The sequence below is a fragment of the Mesorhizobium sp. M4B.F.Ca.ET.089.01.1.1 genome (assembly GCF_004022605.1).
Classification (GTDB): domain Bacteria; phylum Pseudomonadota; class Alphaproteobacteria; order Rhizobiales; family Rhizobiaceae; genus Mesorhizobium; species Mesorhizobium abyssinicae.
The window spans coordinates 1-592 of the sequence record NZ_RZOS01001212.1; the positions used below are offsets into that span (position 1 = coordinate 1).

Genomic DNA, 592 nt, shown 5'->3' on the forward strand with positions numbered 1-592 from the left:
GGTGGGCTGGGGCGCATCCGGGCGCAATGGTGGGCACCTGAACAATGGCCTCGCCCATAGCTTCCTCTCGGCCAAGGCGGAACTCGGCAAGGAACGCGCAATCGCGCTGTACCGAGCGCTCGACGACTCGGTCGATACCATCGAGGCGCTGGTCGCCGAGGAAAGCATCGACTGCAACTTCCGCCGCGCGGGCAAGCTGAAGCTCGCCTCCAAGCCGCAGCATTTCGAGGCGATCGCCCGCAACTTCGAAGCCCTCCATGCCGAGGTCGATCCGGATACGGCGCTGTTGTCGGCGGCCGATCTCAAATCGGAGATCGGCTCGCCCTTCCATGGCGCGATGCTGTCGAAGAGGAGCGCCATGATGCATATGGGCCGCTATGTGGCAGGTCTGGCCACGGCCGCCGCCCGCCACGGCGCCGTGATCCACGAGAACACCAGGGTGACGGACCGCAAGCAGACCGGCAACAGGCATGAGCTGATCACGTCGCGCGGCCGGATCAGCGCCGACAATGTGCTGGTGGCGACCGGTGCCTACACGACACCGAATTTCGGTTATTTCCGTCGCAGGATCATCTCCGTCGGCAGCTTCATC

At 64.7% G+C, this 592-nt stretch carries 1 protein-coding gene; it reads left to right on the top strand.

Annotated elements, in window-relative coordinates; translation table 11 throughout:
* Positions 1-592, top strand: a 592-nt coding sequence (locus tag EN780_RS36825; protein WP_133372986.1) for an FAD-binding oxidoreductase, incomplete at both ends; no start/stop codon positions are given.